Raw genomic sequence first — 26,183 nt, forward strand, 5'->3', positions numbered from 1 at the left:
CCGGCGAAGGGAGGCCAAGGATGCCGACAGACCATGGGTCGTTGGCCGTCATCGGCGGCGGCGTCATCGGGCTTGCGGTGGCGCGCCGCGCGGCGCGGGCCGGTTGGTCGGTGCGGGTGCATCGCACCGCCGACAAGGGCGCGTCCTGGGTCGCCGGCGGCATGCTGGCCCCGCACAGCGAAGGCTGGCCCGGCGAGGAACGGCTGCTGCAACTGGGCCTGGAGTCGCTGCGGCTGTGGCGGGAGGGTGGCTTCCTCGACGGGCTGCCGCCCGAGGTGGTCACCGCCCGGGAGTCGCTGGTGGTGGCCGTCGACCGCGCCGACGTGGCGGACCTGCACACCGTCGCCGATTGGTTGTCGGCGCAGGGGCATCCGGTGATCTGGGAGTCCGCCGCCCGGGAGCTGGAACCGCTGCTGGCGCAAGGCATCCGGCACGGCTTTCGTGCGCCCACCGAGCTGGCGGTGGACAACCGCGCGGTGCTGGACGCGCTGTCCGCGGAATGCGAGCGACTCGGGGTGAGCTGGGCGCCGCCCGCGCACGACCTGTCCGCGGTCGACGGCGACGCGGTGGTGATCGCCAACGGCATCGACGCCCCCGCGCTGTGGCCGGGCCTGCCGGTGCGTCCGGTCAAGGGTGAGGTGCTGCGCCTGCGCTGGCGGCGGGGCTGTATGCCGGTGCCGCAGCGCGTCATTCGCGCCCGCGTGCACGGGCGCCAGGTGTACCTGGTTCCCCGCAGGGACGGGGTGGTCGTCGGGGCCACCCAGTATGAGCACGGGCGCGACACGGCCCCGGTGGTCTCGGGGGTGCGCGACCTGCTCGACGACGCCTGTGCCGTGTTGCCCGCTCTGGGCGAGTACGAGCTGGCCGAGTGCGCCGCCGGGCTGCGCCCGATGACACCGGACAACCTGCCGCTGGTGCAACGCCTGGACGAGCGAACCCTGGTCGCCGGCGGTCACGGCCGATCGGGGTTTCTGCTGGCGCCGTGGACCGCGGAGCAGATCCTGTCCGAGCTGGCCCCGGTCGGAGCCCGGTCATGATCGTCGTGGTGAACGAGCAGAATGTCGAGGTCGGCGAGCAGACCACCGTGGCCGCGCTGCTGGAGTCGCTGGGCTACCCCGACCGGGGGGTGGCGGTGGCCATGGATTCTGCCGTGCTGCCGCGATCGCATTGGGGCACAACTCTTTTCGATGGTGCAAGAGTCGAGGTCGTGGCGGCGGTGCAAGGTGGCTGACAAACTCACGATCGCCGACCGCAGCTTCGCCTCGCGGCTGATCATGGGCACCGGGGGAGCGACCAGCCTGGCCGCGCTCGAGGAGGCGCTGGTCGCCTCGGGCACCGAGCTGACCACCGTCGCGATGCGGCGGGTCGACTCCGAGGGCGGGACGGGCCTGCTGGACCTGCTCAACCGGCTCGGCATCACGCCGCTGCCCAATACCGCGGGGTGCCGCAGCGCGGCCGAGGCGGTGCTCACCGCGCAGCTGGCCCGCGAGGCGCTGACCACCAACTGGGTCAAGCTGGAGGTCATCGCCGACGAACGGACGCTGCTGCCCGACGCTGTCGAATTGGTCCGGGCGGCAGAGCAATTGGTCGACGACGGGTTCGTCGTGCTGCCCTACACCAACGACGACCCGGTGCTGGCGCGCCGGCTCGAAGACGCCGGGTGCGCGGCCGTCATGCCGCTGGGTTCGCCGATCGGCACCGGCCTGGGCATCACCAACCCGCACAACATCGAGATGATCGTCGCCCGGGCCGGTGTCCCGGTGGTGCTCGACGCCGGCATCGGCACCGCCAGCGACGCCGCGCTGGCGATGGAGTTGGGTTGCGATGCCGTGCTTTTGGCGACCGCCGTGACCCGGGCCGCCGAGCCCGCGACGATGGCTGCCGCGATGGCCGCCGCCGTCACCGCCGGCTACCTGGCCCGCCGGGCCGGGCGAATTCCCAAACGCTTCTGGGCGCAGGCATCCAGCCCGCCAAGATGAAACGTTATGTGGCGCTTGGCAGCTCGATGGCGGCCGGTCCCGGCATCCGGCCCCGGGCCGCGGGGGCCCCGTGGGGTTCTGGCCGGTCGGCGCGCAACTATCCCCACCTGGTGGCGCGGCGCCGCGATCTCGAGCTGGTAGACGTCACCTTTTCCGGCGCGACCACCGCGCACGTGCTCGCCGATCACCAGCGCGGCTCACCGCCCCAGATCACCGCCCTGAACGGCTCGGAAAGCCTGGTGACCATCACCATCGGCGGCAACGACGTCGGCTACATACCGCTGCTGATGGCCGCCTCGCTGCCGCGGCTGGCCCGGCGGCTGCCGCTGCTCGGTGCGCGCATTTCCGAACTGCTGGACTCCGATGCGCGGGTCGAGGCCCTTGACGCGGTGTTCGAATCGTTGTGCGCCGTCGGTCGCGCGGTGCGCCAGCGCGCCCCGCGGGCCCGGGTCTTCTTCGTCGACTACCTGACCGTCCTGCCGCCCGCGGGCACTCCGGCCGCACCGCTCTCGGACGCGGACGCCGGCCTCGGCCGCCACGTGGCCGCGACGCTGGAACGACTCACGGCCGACGCGGCGACGGCAACGGGGTGCGACATGGTCAGCGCGGCCGCGGCCAGCCGTGAACACCACGCGTGGTCGGCCGACCCGTGGACCACGAAACCCGGTGTGCCGCTGCCGGGCCGGGCCGCCCCGTTGCACCCGAACGCCGCCGGGATGCGCGCCGCCGCCGAGCTGGTATGCGCGTTGTGGTGACGGTCAGCCGTTCGTGCGCCACCACTGGTAGAGGGCGTTGACGTCCGAGTTGGACGCGGTGAGGTGGCCCAGCACATTCTTGGCGTCGGTGGTCCAGGTCAACACCGCGTAGTTCTTGTAGGTGCCGCAGGCGATCTGCCCGCCCGTCTGGCCGTTCTGCTTCCAGGTTCCCGGCGACTGCCCGGCGTCGCCGCACGCGGCCAGGGACACGTCCTTGATGGTGGAGCTGAACGCGGAAGCCAGATTCGTGCCGTTGGAGAACAGGGCGTATACGCCGGAGCCCGGCCCGCTGGGGTCGGGGCTCTGCCCGCACAGGAGTTCGGCGAGTTCGCCGGATTCGGTCAACTCCTGCGGCTTGCAGTTGTTGAGGCCGTAGCCCTTCGACAGGTTGGCGGCCAGGGTGTTCATATCGGCGGCGCTGCCGGTGTTGGGTTCGGCGATCGCCGGGCCGCTACCCGCGAGGCCCAAACTGCCGGTGAGGGCTGCGGCCGACACGGCTCGCAGTGCGGTGGTGAGATGTGACATTTCCGTTGACTCCCTGCGGTTGTTGGTTGATACAGAAACCCCTTGCCCCCCAACTGGAACGTCAGCCGTTGGCCCGCCACCACTGGTAAAGCGCCGCGGCGTCGCTGTTGGATCCGCGGATGTAGCTCAAGATGTTCTTGGCCTCCGTGGTCCAGATGATCTCGGCGGCGTTCTGATACGTCCCACACGCCACCTGCCCGGCGTTGCCGCTGTTGCTGCCCTGGTGCCAGCTGGTGGGGGACTGGCCGCTGTCCCCGCAGGCGCCCAGCACGTCGTCTTTGATGCTGGCCTTGAATGAGCCGGCCAGGTTTTCGCCGTTGTTGAACAGGATGTACTTGGCCTGGACCGGACCGCTCGGGTCGGGGCTCTGCGCGCATGTCAGCGACGCCAATTCACCGACGGCGATGCTCTGCGCGGTGCAGTTGTTCAGCCCGTAGCCCTTCGACAGCGACGCCGCGAGCGTGTTGATGTCCGACGGGCTACCGGTATTGGCGGGATCCGCGGTTGCGGTGCCGGTGCCCGCTAAGGTGCAGCCGCCCACGAGCGCCGCGGCCGTGGCGGCCCGCAGCGCGTTGCTGAGGTGGGACATCCTGTGACTCCTAGGCGGTTGTCGGACCGGCGTCGCTCACTGGAGAAACGCGCATCCGTTAAGTAGGGATCGTAGGGCTATGTCGTGACAAAGCAACACATTCCGTGGGAAATTGTCTGTCTGGGCATCCTTTTCGGTGCGGCCGCGCGACGGTGGTTAACCGGCCGTTTCGAAACGCGCTGACCGTCAATTCGTTTCGCGCGGCGGGTCGCGTTCGGCTGGGCGGTGGAGCTTGGCCGGCGGAGGAACGGGGGCCGGACGCGAATGAGGCCGCCCCGGTGCCGCACGTCAGGGGGCGGGAGGGATTTTCAAATTGCTAGTGCCGCCGCGACTCTGGTCGGGTATGGTTAGCACCGCTTCACGCCAGCTAACTTCTCGGGACTGGAGAATCCATGACACAACCGCCGGCACCGCCCCCTCCGCCGCCTGGTTACCCGCCGCAGCAGCCCGCCGGGCAAGCACCCAACAACTACTTGGTGTGGTCCATCCTGGTTACCCTGTTCTGCTGTCTCCCGTTCGGGATCGTGGCGATCGTCAAGTCCAGCCAAGTCAACGGGCTTTGGGCGCAGGGCCGTTACGCCGAGGCGCAGGCATCAGCCGACAGCGCCAAGAAGTGGGTGATCTGGTCGGCGGTCATCGGCGTCGTCGTCGCCATCATCTACGGCATCTTGATGGCGGTCGGCGCGCTGAACACGAACACCAATGCGGCGCTTGCCGCGATGTTCTGAGCCCGGTTCGCGACCATGGTGACCCGCCAAGGGTCGGCGCACGTGAGTCTGGGCGCGCCACTGGTGGTGGCCGCTTCCGCGACGTTGATGTGCGCCGCCATCTGGGCGGGTGACCCGACCACCCCCAACGGTCCGCTGCCGGTGTGTCCCACCAAGGCGCTGTTGGGGATCGACTGCCCGGGATGCGGCAGCCTGCGCATGCTGTACTCCCTGATGCACGGCAATCTGATGGCGGCCGCCAGGTTCAACGCGTTGGGCCTGGCGGCCGTCGTGCTGTTGGCGTGGGCGTACCTTGCCTGGACCTATGGCCGGGTGGCGGGCAGACGGGTCCGCAGCTGGCAACACGGTCGCTGGGCCGCGGCCGTGACGCTCGGGCTGGTCGCGGTGTGGTTTGTGGTGCGCAACATCCCCTTTGCGCCGTTCAATGCGCTCTACGTCTGATACCGCCGTGTCCTGATCCCGGCCGCTCGCCGGGCGGTCTAACCTGGGGCGCGATGGTGAACAAATGCATGACGATCCCGGCGGCGCTCGTCGTGGTCGCCGCGACCGCATTCTCGGCCGGCTGCTTCCATCGGTCCTCGCAACAAGCGGCCGGCAACCCCGACGCGGTCAAGTTCGCCGGCGCGCTGCACGACAAGGTCACCGCCGACGCGATGATGGCCCACCTGGCAAAGCTCCAGGACATTGCCAACGCCAACAACGGCACCCGGGCGGTGGGCACCCCCGGTTACGAGGCCAGCGTCAACTATGTCGTGAACACGTTGCGCGGCAGTGGTTTCGATGTGCAGACCCCCGAATTCTCCGCGCGGGTGTTTCACGGCGACAAGCCGGAGGTGACCGTCGCGGGCAAGCCGGTGGAGGCGCAGGCGCTCGACTTCAGCCTCGGCACCCCGCCGGACGGGGTCAGTGGGCCGCTGCTGACCGTGCCCGCAGGCAACGGCCCCGGTTGCGCGGTCTCGGATTACGGCAATCTCCCCGCGCAGGGGGCCGTGGTCCTGGTGGACCGCGGCACCTGCCCCTTCGCCCAGAAGGAGGACGTCGCGGCGCAGCGCGGTGCGGTCGCGATGATCGTCGCCGACAACGTCGACGAGCAAAAGATGGGCGGCACGCTGGGGCCGGACACGAACGTCAAGATCCCGGTGGTCGGCGTGACCAAGTCCGTCGGCGTGCAACTGCGCACCCAGCCGGGGCCGGCGACCATCAAGCTGAACGCGAGCGTGCAGAGCTTCAAGGCCCGCAACGTCGTCGCGCAGACCAAGACGGGGTCGACGGCCGACGTCGTCATGGCGGGCGCGCACCTGGACAGCGTGCCCGACGGTCCGGGCATCAACGACGACGGTTCGGGAGTGGCCGCGGTGCTGGAAACCGCGCTGCGACTGGGGAGTTCGCCGCAGGTGCGCAACGCGGTGCGGTTCGGATTCTGGGGCGCCGAGGAACTGGGCCTGATCGGATCGCGCAACTACGTCGAGTCGCTGGACTTGACCGCGCTGAAAAGCATCGCGCTGTACCTCAATTTCGACATGCTCGCGTCACCGAACCCCGGTTACTTCACCTATGACGGGGACCAATCGCTGCCGGCGGACGCGCGCGGCCAGCCGGTGGTGCCGGAGGGGTCGGCCGGCATCGAGCGCACTTTGGTCGCCTACCTGAAATCCGCCGGAAAGACCGCGCAGGACACGGCGTTTGACGGCCGGTCCGACTACGACGGATTCACCCTGGCGGGTGTCCCCGCCGGCGGCCTGTTCTCCGGTGCCGAGGGGAAGATGTCCGCGGATCAGGCGAAGCTGTGGGGCGGCGCGGCCGACCAGCCGTTCGACCCCAACTACCACCAGAAGACCGACACCCTCGATCGCATCGACCGGACCGCACTGGGCGTCAACGGCGGTGGGGTCGCCTACGCCGTGGGCCTCTACGCCCAGGACGTCGGCGGCCACAACGGGGTGCCGACGATCCAGGACCGCACGCGTCACGTGCTGACCAAGCCATGACCCGCCGCCTGGGCGCGACATTGCTGCTGGCGACCATGCTGCTGGCGGGTTGTTCGTCGGGGCGCCCGGGATCACCCGGTGCCGCACCGGATCTGGGTCACGGCCTGGCCGGCAAAGTGACCGCGGACCGGATGCTGGCCCACCTGCGCGCACTGCAGAACATCGCGGACGCCAACAAGGGGAACAGGGCGGACGGCACCCCCGGCTACGACGCCAGCGTCGACTATGTCGCTAAAGCCTTGCGCGACAGGGGTTTCGATGTGGTGACACCGCAGTTCGACCGGCTGTATACCGTTTCGCCCGGCAGGCCGGCGATGACGATCGCCGGCCGCAGTTACCCGGTCGACCAGGCCTCGCTGCTGGTGCAGACACCGCCCGGCGGCCTGACCGGCCAGCCGGTCCGGCCCAGCCAACCCTCGGGTTGTGCGGCCGGTGACTATCCGCCGGCGCTGCCCAAGGGTTCGATCGCCATCGTCGACGACGCGCGTTGTTCGGTGGTCGACAAGCAGAACAGCGCGGTGGCCAAGGGGGCGGCCGCCCTGGTGGTGCTCAGCGCGCCGGCCGGCCAGGGCGCCCCGGCCACGTTGTTCAACCCCGGCTACTTCAAGCAGCTGACCGTGCCCGTCGCGGTTGCCAACCCCAACACCGCGACCGCGCTCGCCGGCGCGGGCGCGCCCATCCGCCTGGTGCTGGACGCCCGGAACGTCACGATCACCTCGCGAAATGTGCTGGCGCAGACCAAGACCGGTTCGCCGCACGAGGTGATCATGGTCGGCGCGCATCTCGACAGCCCGCGCGGCGGCCCGGGCATCAACGACGGTGGATCCGGGGTGGCCGCGGTGCTGGAAACGGCCCTGCAGCTGGGTCCGCTGGCGCCGGTGAACAGCGCGGTGCGGTTCGCGTTCTGGGGCGCCGACGAGGACGGGCTCAACGGCGTCATGGACTACGTGTTCGGCATGAACAGCGATCAGCTCAACGACATCGCGTTGTACCTGAACTTCACCACGCTGGGTTCACCCAACGCCGGTTTCTTCACCGACGACGGCGATCAGTCCGGTCCGCCGGCGCCCGGGGTGACCTACGCCGACGTCCCCGACGGGTCGGCCGGCATCGAGCGCACCCTGGCCGGTTACCTGAACCTGGCCGGAAAGCGGCCCGCGGACATGCCGCTGACCACCCGTTCCGATTACCACCCCTTCATGGTCGCGGGCGTGCCGTTCGGGGGCATGACCGCCGGTGCCTCGCAGCTGAAGACCACGGTGCAGGCCCGGCTCTGGGGCGGGCAAGCGGGCGTCCCGTTCGACCCCAACTATCAGGGCCCCCGCGAAACCGTCGACACCATCAATCGGGACGCGTTGGCCATCATGGGTTCCGGCGTCGCATACGCGGTCGGCACTTACGCGCAGTCCGTCGGCGGCGTCAACGGCGTGCCGCCGCACGACAAGCGGCATCGCACCCGGGTGCCGTAACCGCCGCCGGGGACTTGTCGGTGCCCCGCTCTATTCTCGAACCTATGTTCGATAGCCGGCTGCATGAGTCCTGGGAGGCGCCGCCCTGTGCGCGGTCGCGGGCTCTGGTGGATCGAATGTGTGCGTCGTGGCGGTCAGAGGCCCAGGTGGTGGCGGATCGGCTGGATGCGGTGGGTGAGTTGTTCGAGCTGCGCCGCGCCCAACGCGGTGAGGAGGCCGATTGGGCGGTGGATACGTGGGCGGCTGTGGGGGCGGAGATCGCCGCGGCTTTTCGGGTGAGCCTGGCCATGGCAGGCAGCTTCATGCGGTATGCGCTGGCGATGCGTGAACGGCTGCCGCAAGTGGCGGCCGTATTTCGTGCGGGCGAGATCAGTTATCGGCTGTTTCAGACCATCGTGTACCGCACCGACTTGATCACCGACGCCGCGGTTCTGGCCGCGGTCGACGCCGAGCTGGCAGTGCGCGCGGCGCGGTGGCCCTCGATGACCCGGGGCCGGCTGGCCGGTGAGGTCGACAAGGTCGTGGCCAAGGTTGATGTGGATGCGGTGCGCCGTCGTCAGCGGTGTCAGACCGAGCGCGGCATCGGGATTGAGGATCTCCAGGGCGGCATTTCCGAGATCCACGGCAGCCTGTTCAGCCCGGATGCCCACGCGTTAGACCAGCGGTTGGACGCCTTGGCGGCCACGGTGTGTGACCATGACCCGCGCAGTCTCGAGCAGCGGCGCGCCGACGCGCTGGGCGCGCTGGCGGCCTCGGCGGATCGGCTGGGCTGCCGCTGCGGGCGCCCCGACTGTGCGGCCGGAACCCGGCCACCGGCAAGGGCGGTCGTCATCCACGTGATCGCTGAGTCGGCGAGCGTCCAGGGCCGCGGGGCGGCTCCGGCGACGGAGGTGGGCGCCGACGGGCTGATCCCCGCCGAGGTGATCTCCGAGTTGGTGCGCTCGGCCAGGCTGGTCCCCCTCAGCGTCCCCGCCCAGGCTGAACCCCAGTACACGCCGTCGGCCAAGCTGGCCGACTTCGTGCGCTGCCGGGATTTGTCCTGTCGGGCGCCCGGGTGTGACCGGCCGGCCCTCGACTGCGACATCGACCATACGATCCCCTACGCCGGGGGCGGACTGACGCATCCGTCGAACCTGAAATGCCTGTGCCGCCAACATCATTTGCTGAAGACCTTCTGGGGTTGGCACGATCAGCAACTGCCCGACGGCACCGTCATCTGGCGGCTGCCCGACGGGCACACCTACGTCACCACTGCCGGCAGCGCGCTGCTGTTCCCCACGCTGTGCGCGCCCACCGGCGACCTGCCCGCGCCCGCGACACCCGAGCGCTGCACCGAGCGCACCGCGGTGATGCCCCTGCGCACCCGCACCCGCGCCCAGAACCGCGCCACCCGCATCACCGCCGAACGCCATCACAACCGCCGGGCCCGCTCGGCGACCCAAACCGCCCAAACCGGCCCCGCGCCACCGGACGACGAACCCCCGCCGTTCTAAGGCCTGCGCGGTCCCAGCATCCGCCCTTTCTAGGGCCAATGGTCCCTACCCCCGGTGGGTATGCGTGTGAGATCGTTCGGGCATGACGCAAACTCCTGAATCCGGCGTCGAGTATCGATACGGCGCGCACAGTCGGCTCGGTCAAGTGGCGGCGTGGGTGGTGATCGTCGCCGGTGTCGTGTTCGTCGTCGCGGTGATCTTCTTCGCGGGGCTTTTCCTGGGCTGGCATTCGGGCGACCACTACGGATGGCGCCACGGCTACGGCGGCGGCCACAGCGGCACGTGCCCGATGATGGAACCGGGCGGGATGATGGGGCCCGGCGGAATGATGGGCCCCGGTGGACTGGGTCCGGGTGGACTGGGTCCGGGCGGTCCGATGGGACCTCAGCAGACGCCCACGCCCACCGCGCCGCGCCCCTAGGTTCGCAGCGGTCAGGGCCCGGCGGAGTTCGCTGCCTCCGAGGTCAAAACCTGCCCGGCGTTCCTCGTTCCCCAACGGGTGACCCGTGCGACCGTCGGCGGGGCGGGCGCGCAACCGGCGGGTCCATTCCGGCTGTCATAGTTAGCCAACCGCTCTAGAATGAGACCCTTTGGTGCTGCCCTGCACCCGGTCAGGATGAGGTTGGTATGAATAGCCGCGCGCGCAATCGACGTCAGCTGACCGGTGGCCGCCCCCGCAGGGCGGCCGCCTTGTTGTGGGCGGCGTCGTCCTGTGTGGCGGCGGCAATCGTGGTGGCGGGCTGTACATCCTTCGTCGGCGGGCGGGCGTTGTCCATGCTCAACGACCCGTTCCGGGTGGGCGGCCTGCCCGCGACGAACGGCCCGAGCGGGGTCCGCTCGAACGCGCCCGGCCCGACCGGCACGGTGGTCAACACCGACGACGGCGCGATCGACAAGTTGTCGTTGCTGTCGGTCAACGACATCGAGGAATATTGGCAGTCGGTGTACGGCCAATCGCTGAAGGGGGACTTCGTCCCCGTCGGCAAGATGGTGTCGTACAACTCCAAAGATCCGGCCAGTCCCATCGTTTGCCGCAACGACACCTATAAGCTCGTCAACGCCTTCTACACGTCGCGCTGCAACCTGATCGCCTGGGACCGTGGGGTGTTCATGCCCGTCGCCCAACGGTATTTCGGCGACATGTCGGTCAACGGTGTGCTGGCCCACGAATTCGGTCACGCGCTGCAGACCATGGCGAAGCTGGTCACCCGGCGAGACCCCACCATCGTGCGCGAGCAGCAGGCCGACTGTTTCGCGGGCGTCTACCTGTTCTGGGTGGCCGACGGTAAGTCGCCGCGCTTCACGCTCAGCACCGCCGACGGGCTGGACCACGTGCTGGCGGGGATCATCACCACCCGGGATCCCGTAATGGACAACGAAACCGAGAACGACGACGAGCACGGGTCGGCCCTGGACCGGATCGGCGCCTTCCAAATGGGTTTCATCGACGGCGCCTCGGCCTGTGCGGCGATCGACAAGCGAGAAATCGAGCAGCGCCGCGGCGACCTGCCCAACGCCCTGCGGGTCGACAGCAGCACCGGTAACCCGGAAACCGGCGAGGTGCCGATCGACCAGGACACCATGACGACCCTGATGGAACTCATGGGAAAGGTGTTCTCCCCGAAGAATCCCCCCGCGGTGTCCTACCAGCCCGCCGATTGCCCGGACGCCAAGCCCAGCCCGCCGGCGTCGTACTGCCCCGCCACCAACACGATCGTCATCGACCTGGCCAAGCTCGCGGTCATGGGCAAGGTCGCCGACGAGAACGAGCAGACCCTGCCGCAGGGCGACGACACCGCGCTGTCGGTCGTGATGTCGCGGTACGCGCTGGCCGTGCAGCACGAACGCGGGCTGGCCATGCAGAGCCCGTGGACCGCACTGCGCACCGCGTGCCTGACCGGTGTCGTGCATCGCAAGATGGCCGAGCCGATCGAGCTGTCGTCGCAGAAGGAACTCCTGCTCACGGCCGGTGATCTCGACGAAGCGGTGGCGGGGTTGCTCACCAACCACCTCGTCGCCAGTGACGCCGACGGCACCAGCGTGCCGGCCGGTTTCACCCGGATAGCGGCGTTTCGCGGCGGCGTGACGGGCAACATGGACGCCTGCTACTCCCGCTACCCGGGATGACGGGAACGTCGCGCTATCAACCCATCTCGGCGAGCCTGGGCACCACCTCGTCGCCGAGGCGGCGGATGAAGCCGACGGGATCGGGGTTTCCGGGGAACGGGCCGGCATTGACCATCTCGACGCCCAGTTCGGCGTAGCGCTCGACGGTCTTGAAGTACCCGTCGGGATCCTCGAAGGGATTGACGAAAAGGCCGACCGTCTTGCGGATTTCGCCCGGGTCCCGGCCGACCGTCTCGCAGTGGCGGTTCAGCACGTCGATCTTGTGCTGGAGTTCGTCGGCGTCACTCGTCGTGCTGTTCCAGATGTCGGCGTACTGCGCGACCAGGCGCAGCGTCTTTTTCTCGCCATCGCCGCCGATCAGGATCGGGGGGCGCCGAATCGGTTGCGGCTGACAGATCGTCTCGGCCAGCTGGTAATGCCTGCCCCCGTAGGGCCCGTCGTCGTCGCTCCACATCTGCCTGCAGATTTGCAGCGTTTCTTCGAGCATCTCGAAGCGCTCGCTCACCGGCGGATAGGGAAAGCCGAGGGCGGCGTGCTCGCGGTCGTACCAGGCCGCGCCGAGCCCCAGCATCGAGCGGCCCTGCGACAGCACGTCCAGCGTGGTGACCGCCTTGGCCAGCAATCCCGGATAGCGGTAGGTCACCCCAGTGACCAGCAGGCTCAGGTCAATCGTGGTGGTCTGCCCCGCGAGGAAGCCCAGTGACGTGTAGCCCTCGAGGAACGGGTCCTCCGCGCGCCCCATGGCTTCCATCTGGAAGAAGTGGTCGGCCAGCGTGAACAGCGTCGCCCCGCCCTGCTCGGCGGCCTTCGCCGCGTCGGCCAGGGTGGGGCCCAGCGCGGCCGGCTCGCCGGGTAGAAAGTCGATGAAGTGTATTGCCAGTTCCATTGCGGCCCTTGCCCTCTCTTATTCGGTCAAGCGCTCGAGCAGCGTCAAGGCGTCGAGGATGACGCGACGCTCACGTTCGGAATACCGCTCGTGCATGGCGCGCGCCAGCCACTCCTCCCGGACCTGCCGGTTGCTCTCTGCGCGTCGCCGTCCCGCCGTGGTCAGCGAAATCAGTTGCCGCCGACCGTCTTCCGGGTCGGGCGTGCGCCCGATGAGCCCCCGCTGCTCGAGGGCGGCCACTATCGTGGCCATGGACTGTGGACGTACCCGTTCGGCTGAGGCCAGGGCGCTCGCCGATGAGGCCCCCTCCTTCCAGAGCCGATTCAGCACCGCGGTCTGCGAGGGAGTCAGGTCCTCGTCGGTGGCGAGGTCCTTCAACTGGCGCCGCAGCCGGCTGAAGACCACCCGTAAGTCGCGGGCCGCCGTGGCCGCTGACTCGGTGATGCCGTCCACGACACCAGCCTAGATTAGACAGTCCAAACTGTCCAGTTCAAGCTGTCTAATTGCGTCCGAGCAGTTGCAGCGCGGCGTCGACCGCCAGCGCGGGCACGTTCAGGGTCTTGGACCGCAGATCGTGTCGCGCCCCGGCGATTTCGACCACGGCCGTGGTTCCGGTGACCAGCGCGGCGGCCGCGCGCAGTTCGTCGGGCGTGCCGAAGGGGTCCGACGTCCCGTGCGTGAACACCGTCGGCACCCGGATGTCGGGCAGGTGCTCGGTGCGGGCCCGCTCCGGCTTTCCCGGCGGATGCACCGGATACGAGAACAGCGTCAGGAGGTCGACGGGCGCCTCGCGGGCCGCCACCACCATCGACGTCTGCCGTCCGCCGTAGGAATGCCCGCCCGCGATCAGCGGTCCATCGGCGAGCTCGCGGCACAGCGTGATCGCCTCGACGATCCCGGCGCGGTCGGCGGCGGCCGAGCCCGACGGTGGTCCCGTGGGCCGGCGCCGCCGGTAGGGCAGGTTGTACCGGACCGCGAGCCAGCCGCGCCGCGCCCATTCGTCGCAAACCTGATGCAGCAGCGGCGAATCCCGGTTGCCACCGGCGCCATGGGTCAGCACCACCACGCCTGACGGCGACGCCTCCGGCCGGTGCGCGACGCCAGCTATCTCATCGAGGTTCATGAGAGCCTGAACAAGGGGGAGACGGGGCCGTGTCCGTGGCCCAGCGGATAGGAGGCCCGCAGGCATTCGGTGACCCAGCGCTTCCCGAACCCGACCGCATCGGGCACGGAGAAGCCGTGCGCGAGCGCGCAGGCGATCGCCGTGGCCAGCGTGTCGCCGCCGCCGTGGTCATTGCCCCCGGGCAAACGCTCCGAATCGAATTCGTGATAGGAGGCGCCGTCGTAGAGCAGGTCGCAGCTGCGGTCGGACGACCGGAGGTGGCCGCCCTTGACCAGCACCCACCGCGGTCCGAGCGCATGCAGCGCCTTCGCGGCCGCCCGCTGCGACTCCACGTCAACGACGTCGATGCCCACCAGCAGGCGCACCTCGTCGAGGTTGGGCGTCACCAGGGTCGCCAACGGAAACAGCCGGCCGCGAAGGGAATCCAGGGCGGACGTTTCGAGCAGCGCGTCGCCGTGCATGGACGCGCACACCGGATCGACGACGAGCGGGACCGTCACGGCGAGCCGGCGCCAGGTGGCGGCCACCGCGGTGATGATGGCCGACGACGCCAGCATCCCGGTCTTGACGGCCTGGACGCCGATGTCGGTGACCACCGCCTCGATCTGGGCGGCGACCACGTCGGCGGGCACTTCGTGAAAACCCTTGACCCCCAGCGTGTTCTGCACGGTGACCGCGGAGACCGCGACGCAGGCATGCACCCCCAGCAGCGCCATGGTGCGCAGGTCGGCCTGAATGCCCGCGCCACCCCCCGAGTCGGATCCCGCGATGGACAGCACGCGCAGCGGCGTGGTGCCCGGCGGCGGCAGCGGCAGGAGGGGAGGGGGGAAGGTCAAGGCTGCGTGATCGGCAGGTACACCCGGTTGCCGTGCTCGGCGAACTCCTGCGACTTCTCCTGCATGGCAGCCTCGATCGCCTCCTCGCTGTCCAACCCGTGGGCGGCGGCGTAGTCGCGGACATCTTGGGTGATCCGCATCGAGCAGAACTTCGGCCCGCACATCGAGCAGAAGTGCGCCGTCTTGGCGGGTTCGGCCGGCAGGGTCTCGTCGTGGAATTCCCTTGCCGTGTCGGGGTCCAACGACAACGCGAACTGGTCGTGCCAGCGGAACTCGAACCGCGCGGTCGAAAGGGCGTCGTCGCGCTCCTGCGCGCGCGGATGCCCCTTGGCCAGGTCCGCGGAGTGGGCCGCGATCTTGTAGGCGATCACGCCGTCCTTGACGTCCTTGCGGTCCGGCAGCCCCAGGTGTTCCTTGGGGGTGACGTAGCACAGCATCGCCGTGCCGGCCTGGGCGATGATCGCCGCGCCGATCGCCGACGTGATGTGGTCGTAGGCCGGCGCGATGTCGGTGGCCAGCGGCCCCAGCGTGTAGAACGGCGCCTCCTCGCACAGCTCCTCTTCCAGCCGCACGTTCTCCACGATCTTGTGCATCGGGACGTGACCCGGCCCCTCGATCATCACCTGCGCGCCATGAGCTTTCGCGATCTTCGTCAGCTCCCCCAGGGTGCGCAGCTCGGCGAACTGGGCCGCGTCGTTGGCGTCGGCGATCGACCCCGGGCGCAGCCCGTCGCCCAGGGAGAAGGTGACGTCGTAGCGCGCGAAGATGTCGCACAGCTCTTCGAAGTTGGTGTACAGGAACGACTCCCGGTGATGCGCCAGGCACCAGGCCGCCATGATGGAGCCGCCGCGGGACACGATGCCGGTGACCCGCTTGGCGGTCAGCGGCACATACCGCAACAGCACGCCGGCGTGCACGGTCATGTAGTCCACACCCTGCTCGCACTGCTCGATCACGGTGTCGCGGTAGATCTCCCACGTCAGTTCGGTGGGATCGCCCTTCACCTTTTCCAGCGCTTGATAGATGGGCACCGTGCCGACCGGCACCGGGGAGTTGCGCAGGATCCACTCGCGCGTCTCGTGGATGTTCTTGCCGGTGGACAGGTCCATGATGGTGTCCGCACCCCAGCGGGTGGCCCACACCATCTTGTCGACCTCTTCGGCGATCGACGACGTCACCGCGGAGTTGCCGATATTCGCGTTGACCTTGACCGCGAAGGCCTTGCCGATGATCATCGGCTCGCTCTCCGGGTGGTTGTGGTTGGCCGGGATCACCGCGCGGCCGCGGGCGACCTCGTCGCGCACCAGCTCGGCGGGCATGTCCTCGCGGGCGGCGATGTATGCCATCTCGGCGGTGATCTCGCCGGCCCGGGCCCGCTGCAGCTGGGTGCCGCGGTCGCGGACCACGCCCGGCCGCGGCGGCAGCCCGGCCGTCAGGTCGATCACCGCGTCCGCGTCGGTGTACGGGCCGGAGGTGTCATACAGGTCGAAGTGGTCTCCGGTGGACAGGTGCACGCGCCGGAACGGAACCCTCAGGTGCGCACCGGCACCCGGCGCCGCGACCTCGCGGTAGACCTTGCTGCTACCGGCGATGGGCCCGGTGGTGACGGCGGCCTCGACGGCTGAGGAAAGGACATCGGTCATTTCTCATCTCCCTACGCCGGCATTACCCGGTCAGGTTCGTACGGTCGACGGCCCCGAGCCGTCCTCTCAGCGCCTTCGATGTGCGCTCCCGCGTTGTGTTGGATGGTCCGCACGCGACGTTACCCCCACACCGGACCACCCGGCAGGTGGGCGGGCCATTCGGCCAGGGCGGTAGCCGGTGATGCCCCCCTGGTGCGAGGATGCAAACGTGCAAGAGCAAGGCGAAACGAACGGGGAGACACCGGCAGGGCCTCGCGGCCAACAGCTGAGCCCGACCGAGGCGATCGCCCGACATCTCAACGTGGGCACCTTCCGCTTCTGGTTCATCGGTGAGCGCTGGGAGTGGTCCGACGAGGTCGCCAGGATGCACGGCTACGAACCGGGGACCGTCGAGCCCACGACCAAGCTGTTGTTGTCGCACAAGCACCCCGACGACCGCGCGCACGTCCAGGAGGTCCTCGACTACGCCCTGCGGTCGGCGGAGTCGTTCTCCAGCCGGCACCGGTTCCTCGACACCGCCGGCAAGGTGCACGACGCGATCGTCGTGGCCGACCGCATGCACGACGAGTCGGGCGCCGTGGTGGGGACCGCCGGCTATTACATCGACCTCACCGACACCTTCGACGAGACCCGGCGGGAGGTGCTCGACGAGGCGCTCCCGGACCTCTTCGAAAGCCGCGCGGCGATCGAACAGGCCAAGGGCGTGCTGATGTTCGTCTACCGGGTCAGCGCCGACCAGGCCTTTCGCGTGCTGCAGTGGCGGTCCCAAGAGACCAACATGAAGCTGCGGGCGCTCGCCAGGCAACTGCTCGCCGACCTAGCAACCCTGGACGGTTCGACGGCCGCCGTCCAGAGCCAGTTCGACCACCTGCTGCTGACGGTGCACGAACGGGTGTCCGCCGAGTCCGCCGGGTAACCAGGGGAATACGCGAACGCGGCTGCCCGCAAACAGTTAGTGTTCCTAGACGCTGGCGCATCCCGCGCGTCCCCATGAGCGGCGAAAGGCATCGAAGGTGTTGGCGGTGGAACACGAGGCACTCGAGGACGCTGTGGTCGTGCGCGTTAAGGGCGGCGTCGACTCCAGTACCGTCGATGAGGTAACCGCTCATCTGACCGCCGCGCTCAAGCTGGCCGAGACGCACCCGGCCCGGCTGGTCGTCGTCGACCTGCAAGCGGTCGACTTCTTCGGAAGCGCGGCGTTGAACGCCATGCTCGAGTGCCACGAGGCGGGCAAGGAAGCCGGCACGGCGGTCCGCCTGGTCGCAGACCACGACCAGGTGCTCCGACCGATCGAGGTGACCGAATTGGATCGGATCCTCGACATCTATCCCACGCTGCCCGAGGCGCTGCAGCGCAACCGACCGCAATGAACCCGGCGCTGCCGGCCGATCTGGCGGCTGCGGTCTCCTTGGGCGGTGAGATGGGTCGCCGGTTCGCCGAATTCGACTGGGACACCCATCCATTGGGTTCGCCCCGGGACTGGTCGGCCGAGGTGCGGGCGGCGGTGGCGGTAGCGCTGACCTCGCGGTTTCCCATCGTGCTCTGGCTGCGGCCCGGGGATCTGTTCCTGATGTACAACGACGGCTACGCGCAGATACTGGCGGACAAACACCCGGCGGCCCTGGGTTGCCCGGCCAAGCAGGTGTGGTGGGAGATCTGGCCGCAGATCTCCCCGATGCTCACCAGCGTGATCGACACCGGCGTCGCGACCTGGTCCGACGACCTGATGTTGCCGCTGATGACCGGCGGCGTGTCGCAGGAGCGCTACTTCACCTTCACCTACAGCCCCATCATCGGCGGCGACGGCGCGGTCACCGCCGTCTTCTGCGCGGTGATCGAAACGACCGACCGGGTATTGAGCGAGCGGCGGCTCCACCTGCTCAACTCGGTGGCGGCCGCCGTGATGGACGCGCACACCGTCGACGACGCGGTGAGCAGCGCCGTCGCCGTGTGCGACGCGCAGCCACCGGATTTGCCGTTCATCGCCGTCTACGTGGCGGGCGCCGGGAAGGGGGCGCGCGACAGCACGCTGCGCGGGGCCACGCCCGCCGTTCGTTCGCTGCTGCCCGGTTCGCTGGCCGAGCTCACGGATTGGGACACGGCCCCACGCGCCCGCGCCGCGCGCGTCATCGGCCCGCTCGAGGACGTAATCCCGGGCATCACAGAGCTTTTCGGCGAGAACTGTCCCCGGCAGGCCCTGGTGCTGCCGCTCGGGGAAACCCCGGGCGGCGGGGCGGTGGTGATCGGGGTCAACCCGCGGCGTCCCCTCGATGCGATGTACCGCGGCTTCTGTCAACTGCTCGCCGACCAGCTGTCCGCCGCGTTCGCCTCGGCGGTCTCCTACGAGCAGCAGCGGCAGCGGGCCGATGCGCTGGCCGAGATGGACCGGGCGAAGACCGCGTTCCTGACCAACGTCAGCCACGAGTTCCGCACCCCGCTGACGCTGCTGCTCGGGCCGCTCGACGATGCGCTGACCGAAGCGCCGCCGGGAAGCGTGCTGGCGGACCGGCTGAGCACGGCGGGCCGCAACGCGCGCCGCCTGCAGCGCCTGGTGGACTCGCTGCTCGACTTCTCCCGCATCGAGGCCGGCCGTGCGAACGCGAGGTTGGAGTGCACCGACGTCGGCGCGCTGACCGCCCACATCGCGTCGTCTTTCACCGAGCTCTGCCACCGGGCGGGGCTCGAGCTCGTCGTGGACTGCTCGCCGGTGCTGGCCGACGTCGACCCGGGCATGTGGGAGACGATCATCTTGAACCTGCTGTCGAACGCGGTCAAATACACTCTGCGGGGCTCGATTTCGGTCGAGGTGCGCGCCGAATCCGGGCACTGCGTCGTCGCCATGCGCGACACCGGAGTGGGGATCGCCGCCGAGGATCTGGACCGCCTGTTCGACCGCTTCTACCGGGCCGACAACTTTCGCGGCCGCAGCGTCGAGGGCACCGGGATCGGGCTCTCGCTGGTGCGCGGGCTGGTCGAGCTGCACAGCGGGACCGTGGAGATCGACAGCGAATTGGACCGCGGGACGACGGTGACCGTGCGGCTGCCGCAATCCGCCGGCACGGCGGCCGGTCGCTCACCGGCGGGCCCGCTGGACGAGAGCAACCCGTACGTGGCGGAGGCCAGTCAATGGCTAACTCCCGTTCCGGGCCGGGACGGGTCGACCGCCGCACCCGAGAGGTCGCGGCCGCTGGTGTTGATCGCCGACGACAACGCCGACATGCGACACCATCTCGACCGGGTGCTGTCGGCCCAATGGGAGACCGTCCTCGCCGCGGACGGGGAGTCGGCCCTCGCGGCGACCCGGACCTTGCGCCCGGACGCGGTCGTCACCGACGTCATGATGCCGGGCATCGACGGTTTCGGACTGGTGGCGGCCATCCGGGCCGACCCGGAGTTGGCGGCCACACCGGTCCTCATGCTGTCCGCCAGGGCCGGGCCCGAGGCGGTCGACGAGGGCTACGCCGGTGGGGCCGACGACTACCTGCCCAAGCCGTTTCGTTCCCAGGAGCTCGTCGACCGGGTGAGGTCGCGGCTGTCCGCGGTGGCCCGCGAGCGCGATCGCCAGCGTTTGGCCGCCTCCGATCTGGTGCAGCTCGACTCCGCGCTGCAGGCCACCGACTCGGTCGCCGGGATCTTGGACGCGTTGCTGGAATCCTCGTTCGGCTCAGCCGACGCCGCCTCGGTCACCATCGGCGTCCTCGACGGCGAACGCCACATCCGGTTCGAATACTCCGGCCACCTGCCCGGCGAGCTGCGCGACCGCTACCACGTGACCGAGCTCGACTCGCCGGTGGTGGGGGCCGACGTCGTGCGCACCGGCGAGTCGATGGTCATCACCGACACGTTCAACCTGCCCCCGCGCTACGAGCACGCGGTGCAGGACACCGCCGGCAGCGTCCGCGCGTGCGTCGCCCACCCGTTGCGCGACCACTCGGGCCGCGTCGTCGGGGTGCTGGGCCTGCTGTGGCCCACGCCGCGCCAGTTCGATGCCGCCGAACTCGATGCGTTCGGTCGCATGGCCGAGCTGACGTCCTCGGCCCTGGACCGGGTCCGCGTGATGGAGCGCGAGCACCGCATCGCGGTTGACTTCCAGGAGCATCTGCTGGATCTGGACCGGGGATCGACGGCCGCGGTCGTGGCCGCCGTGTATGAGCCCGCCGGTGAGACGATGCGGGTCGGCGGCGACTGGTATTCGGTCACCCCGCTGGATCGCGGCGGCCGGGTCGCGATCTCGGTGGGCGACGTCGTCGGACACGGGTTGGCCGCCGCAATCGTGATGAGCAGGCTGCGCGCCGCGGTGGCCGCCTCGGCCCTGACCGCGGGCGAACCGGGCGCGGTGCTGGGGGCGCTGGACCGGTACGGGGCCAGCGTCGCGGGGGCGCGCTGCGCGACCGTGGCCTACGCCCTCGTCGCGACCGAGCCGGACACCGGCCGCGCCACCGTCACCTACAGCTGCGCCGGGCACCCCTATCCCCTGCTGGTCTTCCCCGATCATCGCGCGGTGTTCCTGACGTCCGGGCGGCGTCTCCCGGTCGCCATCAAGGAACACGATGCGCAAAGCTATCCGCCCGACGCCACCGCGACGGCGGAGATGCCCCCGGGGAGCCTGATTCTGCTGTACACCGATGGCCTCGTCGAGCGTGCCGGCGAGACGCTCGACGACGGTCTCGCGCGCCTCCAGGCCGCGGCCGCCGACTGCGCCGACCTGCCGGTCGAGACGGTCTGCACCGAGCTGCTGTCCCGGATGGCGCCGCGCACCGGTTACCGCGACGACGTCGTCGTGCTCGCGCTGCGGCCGAGCCACCGGGCCCCGCGCAGCTTCGCCACCGTGGTGACGGCCGCACCGAAGCAGATTCCCGTCGCGCGCGAGCGGCTACGCGAATGGCTGGCCGGCCTAGACGTCGCCCCGAAGCGCGAACTGGACATCCTGCTGGCGACCGGCGAAGCCGTGACCAACGCGATCGAGCACGGCAGCGACGGCGAGCCGCGCCGCACCGTCTCCGTGGAGGCCTTCGTGCGCCGGCAGACGATCGCGGTCACGGTGAGCGACACCGGGCGGTGGGTGGGGGATTCCTCGGCCAGCCTGCGCAGCAGGCGCCGCGGCCGCGGGCTTTCCCTGATCGGTGGGCTGGCCGATCACGTCGACACGCTCCGCACGCCGGCGGGCACCCGGGTCACGTTGCGGTTCGACCAGGCCGTCGCGACCGGTTAGGCCACGCTAGGCCTCTTCCATGGCCTCGCCCAGCTCTTCCAGCAGCTTGTTGTGGTGGTTGCTCGCCAGCAAGTGTCCGGCGGCGATGACCACGGCCACCGGCCAGTCGATGAGTTCGAGGGCCGCCAGGGCGGCCAGGCCCCCGAAATAGGCCAGCTGCTCGGGCCGGGGAATCTCCATCTGGCCGATCACCGGAACGTTCACGACGAACGTCTCGCCCTCGCGGATCTTGTCCACCGCCTCGCGCTGCGATGTCCCCCTGCGCGACTTCTTTTCCGCCATCATTTGCCTTTCAGTAACGAAGGGTTTGCCGACCCGCCGGGTGCCGCGGCCACCGTCGGACTTATGTCGACGTTGACCGACACCGGGGGCGATCCGCTGGTTTCATCTATTGCTCTGGTGCTGAAGGTGCCGTTACTGGAACTCTATGCGCTGCTATGGCGCGTCGGGGTCGTCGAGGTTCACCCGCCTCGGCGGGCGCATCGGACGATCTGCCCGGACCCGTCAGCGCACGATTCGCAACCCCGATCGCGACGGTCGCCGCGGCAGCGGATCCCAGCCCCTGCGCCCAGCCGACTGGACCCAGCGGTGTGCAGCCGAGCAACTGGCTGACCACCGGGATGCTGATCAGCGTGCCCATCGCCGCGAGCGAGCCCGCCGCGGTGAACACCACCAGCGGGGCGTGTGAATCCAGCAGCGTCTGACCCAGCTCCGCGCCGACCAGGGCGACCAGCGCGACGGTCGATGCCCGTTGTGGGCGGCCGGTGACGCTTCCCATCGCCCACGCCGCCGTCGTCGCGGCGGCCGTGGTGACGCCGCGGATGGCGACGGCGCGCCACAACGCGGGCTGATCCGGGCCCCGGATGCCCGGGTCGGCCGGGCCGCTGGGCTTGCTCACCGCGAGGGCCGCCGCCGGCAGCGCGTCGGTCATCATGTTCACCAAGAGCAGCTGCCGCGTGTTCAGCGGCGAGGTCCCGGTGATCGCGCTGCCGACGATCGCGAACAACACCTCGCCGGCGTTCCCGCCGAGCAGCACCGACACCGCCGCCTGCACCCGTTGCCAGAGTTGGCGGCCCTCTTCGATGGCGTTGCGCAGGCCCTCGATGCGGGCGTCGACCAGCACTACGTCGGCCGCCATGTGCGCCGGGTCGCTGCCCCCGGCGACGACGCCGATGCCGACCGTGGCGGCCCGGATGGCCGCGGCGTCGTTCGCGCCGTCGCCGACCATCGCGGTGCGCACGCCCGCGCTCTCGAGCGTCTGGACGACCTGGACCTTGTTCTCCGGTGTCATCCGGGCGAAGATCACCCGCTCGGTCACGACACGCTCTTGATCCTTGCGCGACAACGCATCCCACTCGGCGCCGCTGATCACCTGCTCGGCGGTCACGCTCATGCCGAGCTCCTCGGCGATGGCCTTGGCGGTGATCGGATGGTCGCCGGTGATCAGCTTGACGCCGACAGAAAGCCGGCGCAGATCCGCGAGCAGGCCGGCCGCCTCGGCGCGCGGGGTGTCCGACAAGCCGAGGAACCCGGTCAGGGTCAGCCCGTCCCGGGCGAAGTCGGCGATGTCGTCGGGGTCCTGCCGGATCGCCCGCGCCTGGGCGGGGCTCAGCTGCCGCCGCGCGACCGCGATCACCCGCAGGCCGCTGCCGGCCATCCGGGCGACCGTCTGCTCCACGCCGGGGCTCACGTCCTGGCACGCGGCCAGGACCACTTCGGGCGCGCCCTTGACGGCCAGCTCGGTGTCCGTCACGGAGGCCGAGAACGACCGGCCGGATCGGAACGGCAGGTGCGCGACGGGCGCGTTCGAGTTGTGGCCGTTCACGGCGGAAGCGGCCTCGACGATGGCGACGTCGGTGGCGTGCACGTGCGGGCCGCCGTTGGACGCCGGCGCGGCGTGCGCGGCGCAGCGCAACACCTCCTCGCGCGACGTTCCGGGCGCAGCGACGACCTCGGCCACCCGCAGCCGGTTCTGGCTCAGCGTTCCCGTCTTGTCGAAGCAGACCACGTCGATGCGGCCGAGCGCCTCCACCGAACGCGGGACGCGGACCAGCGCGCCGAACTTGGTCAGCCGCCGCGCGGACGCCGCTTGCGCCAGCGTCGCCACCAGCGGCATCCCCTCGGGCACCGCCGCGACGGCGATGGCGATCCCGCTGGCGACCGCCTGGCGCAGGGCCGAACCCCGCAACAGCGCGAGCGCGCCGACCAGCCCGCCGCCCGTCATGCTGACCGGGAAGGCCCGGTTGGTGAGCTGGCTGAGCTGGTGCTGCAGGCCGACGTCTGACGACAGGTCACCCGAGACGAGTTCGGCGGCGCGGCGTTCCTGCGTGTCGGCCCCGACCGCGGTCACCACCGCCACCGCGGTGCCGGCCACCACGGTCGTCCCGGCGTACAGCATGCAGCGGCGTTCGGCGAGGGCGGCGCCGGGCGTCGGCTCGACCTGCTTGTCCACCGACAGCGATTCACCGGTCAGCGTCGACTCGTCGACCTCGACGTCGGCCTCCTCGATGATCCGGGCGTCGGCGGGCACCACCTCGTGCGTGCGCACCTCGATGACGTCGCCGGGCTGCAGCTGCGCGGCGATGACTTCGGCGTACACCCGGTCCCCGGCGACCTCGGAAACGACCTTGCGGGCCGGTGGAATCTGTTGTGCCAGTAGGTGATTGAGCCGGTTCTCGGCGCGCAGCCGCTGGCTGGCGGCCAGCATGGAGTTCCCGGCGAGCACCGAGAACACCAGGACGGCGTCGACCGGCGAGCCGAGCACCGCGCTCGCCGCCGAGCCGAGTGCCAGCACGGGGGTCAGCGGGTCGGTCAGCTCGGCGCGAACGGCGCCCACGAACTGCAGGAAGGCGTGCGCGCGCGATTCGGGCGGCGCGGCGCCCAGGGTGGCCGGCGCCAGGTGCCCCGGATCGCCGGCCGGGTCCGCCGCCGGCGCCGGCAACGCCCGGCGGACCTGCTCGACCGCCATCGCGTGCCATTCCCGGACGGGAGCCGGGCGCGGTGCGTCCGCCTTGACGATGCCGCGCGCCAGCAGATATCCCGACAGCAGTCCGGCGGCCGCGCCGCTGGTCACCGGCCCACGCCCGATGCCGCCGACGCCGGGGATCATCAGCAGCGAGCCCATCGCCGTCGCGCCGGCCGAGATCGCGACCCCGCGTTGGGCGGCGGCCCGCGCCGCCGGCAGCGCGTGCAGCACCCGCCAGGCGGCCGCCAGGTCGGGCAGCAGCAGGTCGGCGTACCACGGCGGCGGGCCGGCCCCGGGTTCGGGCAGCAAACCCAGCGCCACGTAGGCCGACCAAACCCCTTGTGCCCCGGCCGATGACAGCACGGCGACCGTGCGGCCCGCCTCCTGCAGATCCGTCACCGCGCGGGCCAGGGCGTCGTCGACCGACCCCCGCCCCAGCGGCCTGACGTCGTCGAACGCGGGCCGCAGTTCGCCCAGCGAATCGTCCTCGACCGAAACCAATTCGGCTTTCGCCCGGTGCGCCTCGGCGACGACGGCCGACGCCAGCGGGTCGTGCGTGAAGCAGAACAGCGCCTCGGCCTCCGCGTTCGGTTTGCTGGGCGCTATTCCGGGCACCGGGTGCCAGCCGGGGCGTAGGCGATTGTTCTCCAGCATGAGCTGGGCGCGCGACCACGCCGCCGGCAGCTCGGCCTCCGTCGCGCCGCGGATGAGCGACACCCGCAGGCCCCGGGTGCACAACACCCGGGGGTCGATGACGATCGCGTCGACGCGGTCCAGTCGCCGCAGCGCCTCCGGGCGCAACGACAGCACCGCGTGCCGGTCCGCCAACCCCTGGCCGAGCGCGGCGGCGAAGGCCTCCGGCGTGGTGCGGTTGGCCGCCGGGGTGGTCACCAGGACCGCCAGCGCGGCCTGGTTCAGGTTGCGGGTGGTGGCGCCGACGATCCCCGCGCTGACGGCCTGCAGCAGCGCGAATCGATCGGCGTGGCGGTCGGTGGGCCGGCCGCGCGGCGGCTTCGACCCCGCCGACGGGTCGGTGTGCGGGTGATCGGCGTGGCCGGCCAACTGCGGCTCGTGCCGGACCCACGCGCGCGCCTCCGCGCGGCATTCCGCGGCTTTCAGCGACTGCATCAGCAGGCCCACCGACAATGACGCGGGGGACAGGGTGACGGTCTCCGCCGCCGTCACCGCCAGCGCCAGCATGGTGTCGGTCGCGGGTCGGCCGATGCGGTCCTCGACCAGGCGGCGCAGCAACGGTTGGTAGTCGAGGGCGACGACGCCGGCCAGCACGCCGATGGGCATGCGCGGCCAGCGCAGCGCCCGGCCGGTCAGCGCGATGCCCAGCCCGGCCGCGCTGGCGGCCGCCGTGGCCGCCCGGGTCGCCAGCACCACGCCATCGCCGGGCAGGCTCGTCGGGGGCGCCAACGGCTCTGCGGTTGTCCTTGGCGCGCAACGCTTCTCGGCGTCGCCGACGGCGCGGCACAGGTCGCGCAGCGACGTGTCCGCGTCGGCGATGGTGATCACCACCCGCGACAGCGGGTAGTTCAGGGCGGCCGACGCGACCCCGGGATGAGCCAGCACCGCGTCGAGCACCGTGCGGCCGAGTTCGTCGGCCGGATCGTCGGTTGCGGCGCCGTCCAGCCCGCGCACCTCGATCCAGGCGCGCTCCTCGCCGCGCCAACAGCGCCGGCTCAGGGTTGCCGGTGTGCCCTCGGGCAGCTCACCCGTGATCGCCCGGGCGCCCTCGCGCAGCGGTATCGCGGCGATGGTGATGCCGGCCTCGACGAGCGAGGTGGTCGCCTGGAGGGTCGTCGCGACGGCGCGCAACGGCATGGATCGTCGTATCGCGGTCGCAATGGTCAAAGCGT

Annotated in this window: 23 protein-coding genes, 1 pseudogene and 1 riboswitch; of the genes and pseudogenes, 15 read left to right on the forward strand and 9 right to left on the reverse strand. The window is 70.3% G+C overall.

Translation table 11 applies throughout. The features are described 5' to 3' along the window. Nucleotides 1–20: 20 nt before the first annotated feature. From thiO to G6N37_RS22555, 4 genes are read left to right on the forward strand one after another with little or no spacing between them, the layout of a single operon-like run. Nucleotides 21–1,037, forward strand: a complete 1,017-nt coding sequence (gene thiO / locus G6N37_RS22540; protein WP_163683616.1) for a glycine oxidase ThiO — start codon at nt 21–23, stop codon at nt 1,035–1,037. Beyond that, a complete protein-coding gene (gene thiS, locus G6N37_RS22545; RefSeq protein ID WP_163683617.1) occupies nt 1,034–1,231 on the forward strand; it encodes a sulfur carrier protein ThiS in 198 nt (65 codons plus the stop codon). The genes thiO and thiS overlap by 4 nt, the downstream gene beginning before the upstream one ends. Continuing rightward, on the forward strand, nt 1,188–1,979 hold the full coding sequence (thiG, locus tag G6N37_RS22550; RefSeq protein ID WP_163683618.1) for a thiazole synthase: 792 nt from the start codon (nt 1,188–1,190) through the stop codon (nt 1,977–1,979). Before thiS ends, thiG begins: the two co-directional genes overlap by 44 nt. Continuing rightward, nucleotides 1,976–2,734 (forward strand): SGNH/GDSL hydrolase family protein, encoded by a 759-nt coding sequence (locus G6N37_RS22555; RefSeq protein WP_163683619.1) that lies wholly within the window; start codon nt 1,976–1,978, stop codon nt 2,732–2,734. The genes thiG and G6N37_RS22555 overlap by 4 nt, the downstream gene beginning before the upstream one ends. Before the next feature lie 3 nt (nt 2,735–2,737). Here the strand turns inward: G6N37_RS22555 and G6N37_RS22560 are convergent, their stop codons facing one another. Both G6N37_RS22560 and G6N37_RS22565 read right to left on the reverse strand, forming a co-directional pair. After that, nucleotides 2,738–3,259 carry a serine/threonine protein kinase gene (locus G6N37_RS22560; RefSeq protein ID WP_163683620.1) on the reverse strand — a complete coding sequence of 174 codons (522 nt, stop codon included), beginning with the start codon at nt 3,257–3,259 and terminating at the stop codon, nt 2,738–2,740. 61 nt (nt 3,260–3,320) lie between these two features. After that, nucleotides 3,321–3,848, reverse strand: a complete 528-nt coding sequence (locus tag G6N37_RS22565) for a serine/threonine protein kinase (RefSeq protein ID WP_163683621.1) — start codon at nt 3,846–3,848, stop codon at nt 3,321–3,323. Between the two features lie 392 nt (nt 3,849–4,240). On the opposite strand from G6N37_RS22565, the gene G6N37_RS22570 reads away from it, so the two are divergent. The 7 genes from G6N37_RS22570 to G6N37_RS22600 all read left to right on the forward strand — a co-directional run bounded on the left by G6N37_RS22570 (nt 4,241) and on the right by G6N37_RS22600 (nt 11,653). Next, entirely contained in the window at nt 4,241–4,576 is a 336-nt protein-coding gene (locus G6N37_RS22570; protein ID WP_067927030.1) for a CD225/dispanin family protein, read from the forward strand. A gap of 15 nt (nt 4,577–4,591) precedes the next feature. Continuing rightward, nucleotides 4,592–5,017: a DUF2752 domain-containing protein gene (locus tag G6N37_RS22575; RefSeq protein WP_163683622.1), complete on the forward strand. Its 426-nt coding sequence runs from the start codon at nt 4,592–4,594 to the stop codon at nt 5,015–5,017. A gap of 53 nt (nt 5,018–5,070) precedes the next feature. Beyond that, the gene (locus G6N37_RS22580) at nt 5,071–6,564 is read left to right on the forward strand and encodes a M28 family metallopeptidase (RefSeq protein WP_163683623.1); all 1,494 of its coding nucleotides are present in this window, start codon (nt 5,071–5,073) and stop codon (nt 6,562–6,564) included. Beyond that, nucleotides 6,561–8,033, forward strand: a complete 1,473-nt coding sequence (locus G6N37_RS22585; RefSeq protein WP_163683624.1) for a M28 family peptidase — start codon at nt 6,561–6,563, stop codon at nt 8,031–8,033. The genes G6N37_RS22580 and G6N37_RS22585 overlap by 4 nt, the downstream gene beginning before the upstream one ends. A 44-nt stretch (nt 8,034–8,077) precedes the next feature. Beyond that, complete coding sequence (locus tag G6N37_RS22590; RefSeq protein ID WP_163683625.1) at nt 8,078–9,526, forward strand: HNH endonuclease signature motif containing protein; 1,449 nt, start codon at nt 8,078–8,080, stop codon at nt 9,524–9,526. An 82-nt stretch (nt 9,527–9,608) separates the two neighbouring features. Continuing rightward, nucleotides 9,609–9,947: a hypothetical protein gene (locus G6N37_RS22595; RefSeq protein ID WP_163683626.1), complete on the forward strand. Its 339-nt coding sequence runs from the start codon at nt 9,609–9,611 to the stop codon at nt 9,945–9,947. 206 nt (nt 9,948–10,153) lie between these two features. Further along, entirely contained in the window at nt 10,154–11,653 is a 1,500-nt protein-coding gene (locus G6N37_RS22600) for a neutral zinc metallopeptidase (RefSeq protein ID WP_163683627.1), read from the forward strand. A gap of 16 nt (nt 11,654–11,669) precedes the next feature. Here G6N37_RS22600 and G6N37_RS22605 read toward each other — a convergent pair whose 3' ends face one another. From G6N37_RS22605 to thiC, 5 genes are all read right to left on the reverse strand, one after another. Then, nucleotides 11,670–12,539, reverse strand: coding sequence for an LLM class F420-dependent oxidoreductase (locus tag G6N37_RS22605; RefSeq protein ID WP_163683628.1), 870 nt, complete (start codon nt 12,537–12,539; stop codon nt 11,670–11,672). 18 nt (nt 12,540–12,557) lie between these two features. Continuing rightward, nucleotides 12,558–12,992 (reverse strand): MarR family winged helix-turn-helix transcriptional regulator, encoded by a 435-nt coding sequence (locus G6N37_RS22610; RefSeq protein ID WP_163683629.1) that lies wholly within the window; start codon nt 12,990–12,992, stop codon nt 12,558–12,560. 46 nt (nt 12,993–13,038) lie between these two features. Next, a complete protein-coding gene (locus tag G6N37_RS22615) occupies nt 13,039–13,662 on the reverse strand; it encodes an alpha/beta hydrolase family protein (protein WP_163683630.1) in 624 nt (207 codons plus the stop codon). Continuing rightward, nucleotides 13,659–14,498, reverse strand: a complete 840-nt coding sequence (gene thiD, locus G6N37_RS22620) for a bifunctional hydroxymethylpyrimidine kinase/phosphomethylpyrimidine kinase (RefSeq protein WP_163683631.1) — start codon at nt 14,496–14,498, stop codon at nt 13,659–13,661. The genes G6N37_RS22615 and thiD overlap by 4 nt, the downstream gene beginning before the upstream one ends. Next, a complete protein-coding gene (gene thiC / locus G6N37_RS22625; protein ID WP_163683632.1) occupies nt 14,495–16,141 on the reverse strand; it encodes a phosphomethylpyrimidine synthase ThiC in 1,647 nt (548 codons plus the stop codon). Before thiC ends, thiD begins: the two co-directional genes overlap by 4 nt. Next, nucleotides 16,133–16,243: riboswitch (TPP riboswitch) on the reverse strand. Its footprint overlaps the gene before it by 9 nt. Nucleotides 16,244–16,406: 163 nt before the next feature. Here thiC and G6N37_RS22630 point away from each other — a divergent pair. From G6N37_RS22630 to G6N37_RS22640, 3 genes are all read left to right on the forward strand, one after another. Further along, nucleotides 16,407–17,057: a PAS and ANTAR domain-containing protein gene (locus G6N37_RS22630; RefSeq protein WP_372514736.1), complete on the forward strand. Its 651-nt coding sequence runs from the start codon at nt 16,407–16,409 to the stop codon at nt 17,055–17,057. A gap of 97 nt (nt 17,058–17,154) precedes the next feature. Then, complete coding sequence (locus G6N37_RS22635; protein ID WP_163683633.1) at nt 17,155–17,511, forward strand: STAS domain-containing protein; 357 nt, start codon at nt 17,155–17,157, stop codon at nt 17,509–17,511. Beyond that, on the forward strand, nt 17,508–21,353 hold the full coding sequence (locus tag G6N37_RS22640) for a SpoIIE family protein phosphatase (RefSeq protein WP_163683634.1): 3,846 nt from the start codon (nt 17,508–17,510) through the stop codon (nt 21,351–21,353). The genes G6N37_RS22635 and G6N37_RS22640 overlap by 4 nt, the downstream gene beginning before the upstream one ends. Before the next feature lie 6 nt (nt 21,354–21,359). Here the strand turns inward: G6N37_RS22640 and G6N37_RS22645 are convergent, their stop codons facing one another. Further along, nucleotides 21,360–21,635 (reverse strand): hypothetical protein, encoded by a 276-nt coding sequence (locus G6N37_RS22645; protein WP_163683635.1) that lies wholly within the window; start codon nt 21,633–21,635, stop codon nt 21,360–21,362. 63 nt (nt 21,636–21,698) lie between these two features. Between G6N37_RS22645 and G6N37_RS26495 the strand changes: the two are divergent. Then, a pseudogene (locus tag G6N37_RS26495) lies at nt 21,699–21,776 on the forward strand (hypothetical protein); the annotation flags it as partial. Here G6N37_RS26495 and G6N37_RS22650 read toward each other — a convergent pair. Further along, nucleotides 21,742–26,148 carry a cation-translocating P-type ATPase gene (locus G6N37_RS22650; protein ID WP_163683636.1) on the reverse strand — a complete coding sequence of 1,469 codons (4,407 nt, stop codon included), beginning with the start codon at nt 26,146–26,148 and terminating at the stop codon, nt 21,742–21,744. The pseudogene G6N37_RS26495 and the gene G6N37_RS22650 overlap by 35 nt on opposite strands. Nucleotides 26,149–26,183 lie beyond the last annotated feature (35 nt).

The organism is Mycobacterium seoulense (assembly GCF_010731595.1).
Taxonomy (GTDB): domain Bacteria; phylum Actinomycetota; class Actinomycetes; order Mycobacteriales; family Mycobacteriaceae; genus Mycobacterium; species Mycobacterium seoulense.